Annotated in this window: 4 protein-coding genes; 2 read left to right on the top strand and 2 right to left on the bottom strand. The window is 73.4% G+C overall.

From position 1 onward, the window contains the following. Nucleotides 1-38: 38 nt before the first annotated feature. Nucleotides 39-1286: an extracellular solute-binding protein gene (locus tag ETD96_RS40320; protein WP_138641750.1), complete on the bottom strand. Its 1248-nt coding sequence runs from the start codon at nt 1284-1286 to the stop codon at nt 39-41. Nucleotides 1287-1675: 389 nt separating this feature from the next. Between ETD96_RS40320 and ETD96_RS40315 the strand changes: the two genes are divergently transcribed. Further along, a complete protein-coding gene (locus tag ETD96_RS40315; RefSeq protein ID WP_138641749.1) occupies nt 1676-2479 on the top strand; it encodes an SRPBCC family protein in 804 nt (267 codons plus the stop codon). A 36-nt stretch (nt 2480-2515) separates the two neighbouring features. Further along, entirely contained in the window at nt 2516-3637 is a 1122-nt protein-coding gene (locus tag ETD96_RS40310; RefSeq protein ID WP_205719706.1) for an SRPBCC family protein, read from the top strand. A 31-nt stretch (nt 3638-3668) separates the two neighbouring features. Here the strand turns inward: ETD96_RS40310 and ETD96_RS40305 are convergent. After that, nucleotides 3669-5775, bottom strand: a 2107-nt coding sequence (locus tag ETD96_RS40305) for a helix-turn-helix transcriptional regulator (RefSeq protein ID WP_138641748.1), incomplete at its 5' end; no start/stop codon positions are given.

Here is a 5775-nt window from a genome sequence, read left to right as displayed (position 1 = left end):
GTGACGGCCCCCCGCTCCTTGGCCTTGAGGTCCTGCACTCAGCCGGCCTTCTCGGCGGTTTCCTGGATCTTGTCCAGGACCTTCTTCGGGTCCTCGTTCGCGGCGGCGGTGCCGAGGTCCTGCTTCACCGCGCCGGCGACCGCGGACCACGCCGGGTTGGTCGTCGGGGCGAACTTGGAGGTGGGCAGCGCGTCCACGAACTGCTTCATGTACGGGTCGGCGCTGAGCGCGTCACCGGCCGACTTCGTCACCGGGAGGAAGCCCTCGGTGGTGAGGAACTTCGAGGTGTTCTCCTTCTGGTAGAAGAAGTCGAGGAACTTCTTGATGGCCTCCTTGTTCTTGCCGTCGTCCTTCTTGAACGCGGCGAGGACGTCCATGACGCCGAGCGTGTTGTGCTCGGTGCCGCTCTTGCTCGGCAGCGGCGCGACGCCGAAGTCCAGGTCCTTGTTCACCGGGTCGATGAATCCGGCCTTGGTGAACGGCCCGCCGATGGCCATGCCGACCTTGCCCTGCGCGAACTGGTTGAACACCGTCTTGCGGTCGGTGGTCTCCGGGTTCGGCTGGGTCAGCCCGGACTTGTTGAGGTCCTTGAGGAAGGTGAGGGTGTCGATGTTGGCCTGCTGGTTGATGGCCCACTTCCCGGACGCGTCGACCCAGCCGCCGCCGTTGTTCATCGCCCACGAGTAGAACTCGGCCTGCGACTCCTCGGGGCCGAGCGGCAGCCCGTAGCCGATCGCGCCCGTCTTCTTCACCTTCTGCGCGGCGCTCTTCACCTCGTCCCAGGTGGCGGGCGGGTCGGTGACGCCGGCCTTCTTGAACAGCTCCTTGTTGTAGAACAGGAGGCGCGCGCTGGAGATGAACGGCAGGCCGTACTGGGTGCCGTTGTACTGGGCCTGCTCGACGAAGGTGGGCGTGAAGTCGCTCAGCGTCGCCGGAGACAGCACCTCGGACGCCTTGTAGATGAGGCCGTCGCGGGCGAAGTCGGAGAACGCGTTGTAGTTCAGGACGTCGGGGACCTGCTTCGTCTGGACGTAGGTCTTGACCTTGGCGTCCATCTGGGTCCAGTCGACCATCTCCAGGTTGACCTTGTAGCCCGAGTTCTTGGCCTCGAAGTCCTTGATCAGTGCGTCCCAGTAGGGCTTGGTGTTGTCGTCGTAGATCGCGGCGACGAACTTGATGGTCTTGCCGTCGGAGTCTCCGCCCGACGAACTGCCCTTGCCGCATCCGCTGACGCCGAGCGCCACGGTCAGGCCCGCCGCGACGACGCCCATGAGGTGCCGTTTCATCTGTCCCCGCCTCTCCGGCTTTCGCGCGTGCAAAATAGTGCTCGATGGGATGGCCCACCGAGCACAATCGCGCGTGGTGGGGTCGAAGATAAACACTGGTCCGTACCAGTTCAAGAGGCGTATTACTCACGAGTCTTAACCGTTACGCGGCGCCGGGTTAAGGCCGTTCTGGTCTGGTGTTCACGCTGGGGTGGTCTGTGCGGGCCGCCATGAGCGTCGGGGATGTTCACTCTGAGCGGAGCGCCGCCCGTCCTGATGCGGCCATCGGCGCACCCCTCCGGCGGGGGCGGCCGGAGCCGTCGTCCTTGCCCGTGGCCTGCGGTCTGTTTTGCCCGGTATTGACCGGGTAACCCGGCGCCTATCCGAGGTGGAGGCGAGGTGGACACGACGTGAAGACCCGGAGCGGCGCGGGCACCGGCGCCGCCGTCGGCGTCGCGGCGGGCGCCGGGGCGGCCGTGGCCGCGCTGTCGGCCCGGCGTCTCGGCCGCCGCGCCCTGCGCGGGGTCGAGCGGCGGCTGGAGCGCGAGACCCGGCGCCTCGTCGCGCGGGCCGAGCAGGCGGGCCCGCTCGGCAAGGCCGCGGTGGCCGGGGTCGCGGCGCTGCGGGACGGCAAGTCCCCGTTCCGCGCGCTGCTGAGCTTCGGCTGGACCGCCCTGAAGGAGACCCTCGCCCGCGTCTTCGGGCGCGGACGCGGACGGACGCCGACCAACATCGTCGAGCAGATCGACATCGGTGCGCCGCGCCGTCTCGTCTACGACCAGTGGACGCGGTTCCAGGACTACCCGTCCTTCATGAAGAAGGTCGTCAGCGTCGAGCAGGCCGGCGAGACGAGGCTGAACTGGAAGGCGAAGATCTTCTGGTCGGCGCGGACGTGGGAGGCGTCGATCGTCGAGCAGGTCCCGGACGAGCACGTCGTGTGGCGCTCGAAGGGGCCGAAGGGCCACGCGGACGGGGCCGTCAGCTTCCACGAGCTGACCCCGGACCTGACCCGCGTCCTGCTCGTCCTGGAGTACCGCCCCGCCGGCCTGTTCGAGCGGACCGGCAACCTCTGGCGCGCGCAGGGACGCCGGGCGCGGCTGGAGCTCAAGCACTTCCAACGCCACGTGATGACGCAGGCGCTCACCCGGCCCGACGAGGTCGAGGGCTGGCGCGGCGAGATCCGCGACGGCGAGACCGTCTCATCCCCCACATGACCGATACCAAGTGATCAACCTGAGTGAGGTAGCACCATGGCACGCGGAATCCTGACGGGCCGGTCGCCCGTCGGACAGATCGCCAAACGGCTTCCGGGCGGGCGGCGGAGCAGCCGCGTCCCCGGCCTGGGCCGCATCGCCGGCAGCCTGCCGAAGGGCCTGCCGAAGAGCGTGCCCGGCGGGCGGACCGCCGGCACCGCGGGCGGCGTCCTGCTCGGCGCCGGCGCGGCCGTCGCCGCGAGCCGCGCCCTCGCCGGGCGCCGCGGCGAGCAGAGCGGCGACACGTCCGGGGCCGAGGAGAAGGAGAAGGCGACGGCGAAGGCCAAGACCAAGGCTCCTGAGAAGAACGAGAAGAGCGAGAAGAACGAGAAGAGCGGGCAGGGCCCCGGCGCGAACGAGAGCAGCAACGGGCAGGGCGTGCTCGGCCGGCTCAAGGACACCGTCGGCGGCGCGCTCCCCGGCGGGCAGGGCGACGACGACGCCAAGGACGACGGCAACAAGGTCGGCGGTGGCGGCGGCGGTAAGAAGGTGAAGGTCACCAACATCGTCGAGCACATCGACATCGGTGCGCCGCGCCGTCTCGTCTACGACCAGTGGACGCGGTTCCAGGACTACCCGTCCTTCATGAAGAAGGTCATCAGCGTCGAGCAGGCCGACGAGACGAAGCTGAACTGGAAGGCGAAGATCTTTTGGTCGGCGCGGACGTGGGAGTCCACGATCGTCGAGCAGGTCCCGGACGAGCACGTCGTGTGGCGCTCCAAGGGCCCGAAGGGGCACGTGGACGGGACGGTCAGCTTCCACGAGCTGGCCCCGAACCTGACCCGCGTCCTGGTCGTCCTCGAATACCACCCGCAGGGCTTCATGGAGCGGACCGGCAACCTCTGGCGCGCGCAGGGGCGCCGGGCGCGGCTGGAGCTCAAGCACCTCCGCCGGCACGTGATGACGCAGTCGCTCACCCATGCCGACGAGATCGAGGGCTGGCGCGGCGAGATCCGCGACGGCGAGGTCGTCCGGACGCACGAGGACGCCGTCGAGGACGAGAAGTCCGAGAAGCCCAAGAAGTCGGAGAGCGCGGAGAAGAAGCCGGCCAGGGGCAAGAACGGCTCCGGCGCCAAGGCCAAGAGCGAGGACGCCGAGAAGGAGTACGAGGAGGTCTGACCCCCGGGACACGGGCCCCCGCGGCCGCCGCTCAGCGGATGAGCCGGGCCAGCTCGACGCGCGACCGGATCCCGAGCCGGGTGAAGACGTTGCGGAGATGGTGGTCGATCGTCCGCGGGCTGAGCAGCAGCCGCGCCGCGATCTCCCGGTTGGTGGCGCCCTCGGCCGCCATCCGGGCGATGTGCGCCTGCTGCGCGGTGAGCGTGCCGAACCCGCTCGCCGCGCGCGGGGCCGCGGTGCCGGGGGCCCGCGTGCCGCCCGTCCCCACCGTCCCCCGCTCGGGGACGGGCGGCACGGCCGCCGGGGGCGCGACCGCCTCCCCGGCGGCGCGCAGCTCCGCGCGGGCCTGCGCGGTCCACGGGGCGGCGCCGTACCGTTCGAAGATCCGCAGCGCGGCGCGCAGGTGGGCGCGGGCCGCGCGGGGCCGCCGGCCGCGCCGCAGCCGGTGCCCGAACAGCAGTTCCGTGCGGGCGAGGTCGAACACGGCGCCGGCGGCCTCGTGCAGCCGCAGCGCCTCGGTGAAGTGCTCCTCGGCGTCGGCGTCCCGCTCGGCGAGCAGGGCGCGGCAGCGGCGGTTGAGCGCCTCCCGGCCGGGAGCCGCATACCGGCCGGCGGTGCCGATGCCCTCCGTCCAGGCACGGAAGCGCTCGTAGGCGCGGGCCGCCTCCTCGTGCTCGCCGGTGCGGACGAGCGCCTCGACCAGGTGCGGGACGGCGAACAGCCGCGCCGGGAGGTGGGCGAGCCCGGCGCCGCCCGGCAGCCGGAGCCGCGCGGCGGCGTCGGCGGGACGGTCCGCGGCGAGGTCCAGGCAGGCGGGCGCCCACGAGCCGAACGCGGCGGCGCGGGTGCGGCCGCGCAGGTCCGCGGTGCCGGTGAGCGGCGCCAGCCGCGCGTTCGCGGCGGCGGCGTCGCCGTTGAACGCGGCGGTGAGCGCGAGGGTGGCGAGCTGCTCGGCGGCGTGCCCGTGCAGCCGGGTGGCGCGGGCGAGACGCAGCCCGTCGTGGCAGGCGGCGATCGGCCCCGGCGGGTGCCCGAGCAGCGCCTCGCACCGTCCGGCGACGAGCAGCGCGTACGACTCGGCGGGCGCGTCGCCGAGGCGCCGGGCGGACGTGACGGCCTCGGCGGCGAGGACGCGGGTGCGCGGCGCGTCCCCGAGCGCGAACGCGGCCAGCGCCGCCCACACCAGCGCCGGCGGGTCGGGGATCCCCGCGCCGAGCCGGACGGCGGTACCGAGCCGGTCCACCGCCTCCTGATAGCGGCCGCGGACCATCGCCGCCATGCCGCCGAGGTGCGCCAGCATCAGCTCGCCGCGGACGTCCCCCGGCGGGGCGGGCAGCGACGCCGCCCGATCGGCGATCTCCAGGTAGGCGTGGGTGTCCCCGGCGGCGTCGGCGGCCTCGGCGGCCCACATCAGCGCGTCCAGCGCCGCCTCGGCGTCGGTCCCGGCGAGCCGTTCGGCCGCGTCCCGCAGCGCCGGCACCGCCGCCGCCGGGGTGCCCGCCGCGACCTCGATCTCGCCGCGCAGCAGGGTGGCGCGGGCGGCGCGCGTCCCGTCGCAGGCGGGCGGCCGGACCTGCCGGAGCATCGCGCGGGCCCGCCGGGACCGGCCGCTCGCCCAGGCGTCCCCGGCGGCGGCGAGAAACCGGTCGGTGCGGGCGCCGTGCTCGGCGGTGAGCGTCGCCGCCCGCTGCCAGAGCCGCCAGGAGTCGGCGTAGCGGCCCGCGCGGCGGCGGTCCGCCGCCGCGTCCGCCAGCTCGGCGGCGAGCGCGTCGTCGGGTTCGCCGGCGACGGCCGCGCGGTGCCACTGCCGCCGGGGCCGCTGCCAGTCCTGGACGAGGACCTCGGCGAGCAGCGCGTGCGCGTCCTGCCGCTCGGCGCGGGACGCGTCCGCCCACAGCGAGGACCGGACGAGCCGGTTGCGGACCGCGACGCCCTCGCCCTCGAACCGCAGCAGCCCCGAGTCGCGGGCGGCGTCGAGGTCGGCCGGTTCGATGCCGTCCAGCCGGGTCGCCCGCGCCAGCGTCGCGGCGCCGAGCCACTCCTCGGCCACCGCCATCAGCACGAGCCGCCGCGCGCCGGCGGGGAGCCGCAGGTGGCGGCGGCGGTAGCGGCCGCGCAGCGAACTCGCGGCGGGGAGC

This window comes from Actinomadura geliboluensis, from assembly GCF_005889745.1.
GTDB lineage: Bacteria > Actinomycetota > Actinomycetes > Streptosporangiales > Streptosporangiaceae > Spirillospora > Spirillospora geliboluensis.
This window is presented reverse-complemented; position numbering and strand designations above follow the sequence as displayed.